The 917-nt window shown below is 59.5% G+C and carries 1 protein-coding gene and 1 pseudogene; both read right to left on the bottom strand.

What is annotated here, in order from left to right:
• A partial coding sequence (locus tag JF66_RS19090) for a ribonucleotide-diphosphate reductase subunit beta (RefSeq protein WP_035880461.1) occupies positions 1-635 on the bottom strand: 635 nt, incomplete at its 3' end.
• Between the two features lie 37 nt (positions 636-672).
• Positions 673-917 (bottom strand): annotated as a pseudogene (locus tag JF66_RS19085) (ribonucleotide-diphosphate reductase subunit alpha); the annotation flags it as partial.

The following is a 917-nucleotide window of genomic DNA, read 5'->3' as shown; positions in this document are numbered from 1 at the left end:
CCCTTCTGGAACTTGTAGCCGATGTAGTAACCGTGCACCGCTTCGTCACGAATGATCAAACGGATGAGGTCGGCCGTGTTGGTGAGGCGGGCCCGGCTGGAGAAATACATCGGCAGGTAGAAGCCCGAGTAGAACAGGAAGGACTCCAGCAGAACCGAGGCCACCTTGCGCTTCAGGGGGTCGTCGCCCTGGTAGTAATCCATCACGATCGAGGCCTTGCGCTGCAGGTTCTCGTTCTCCGTCGACCAGCGGAACGCCTCGTCGATGTCCTTGGTGTTGGACAGGGTGGAGAAGATCGAGGAGTAGCTCTTGGCGTGCACGGACTCCATGAACGCGATGTTCGTGTACACGGCCTCCTCGTGCGGCGTGATCGCATCCGGGATCAGCGAGACGGCGCCGACGGTGCCCTGGATCGTGTCGAGCAGGGTCAGTCCCGTGAACACGCGCAGGGTGAGCTGTTGCTCCACCGGGGTGAGCTGGTTCCACGACTGGATGTCATTGGAGAGCGGGATCTTCTCGGGCAGCCAGAAGTTGTTCGTGAGGCGGTTCCACACCTCGACGTCTTTCTCGTCTTCGATCTTGTTCCAGTTGATCGCATCGACGTGCGACACCAGCTTGACCTTGGGGCTACTCATGATTCGTCCTTCATCGACATTCCGGTGTTCAGAAAAGTTACAGCGCGCACGAGACGCAGCCCTCAACCTCAGTGCCCTCGAGGGCCATCTGACGCAGACGGATGTAGTAAATGGTCTTGATGCCCTTTTTCCACGCGTAGATCTGGGCGCGGTTGATGTCGCGGGTCGTGGCGGTGTCCTTGAAGAACAGGGTGAGGGAGAGTCCCTGGTCGACGTGCTGCGTCGCCGCGGCGTACACGTCGATGACCTTCTCGTAGCCGATCTCGTAGGCGTCCTGGTAGA

The sequence above is a fragment of the Cryobacterium sp. MLB-32 genome (assembly GCF_000738085.1).
Lineage (GTDB): Bacteria > Actinomycetota > Actinomycetes > Actinomycetales > Microbacteriaceae > Cryobacterium.
The sequence above is the reverse complement of the archived record's forward strand: the minus strand, read 5'-3'. Positions and strand labels throughout refer to the sequence as shown.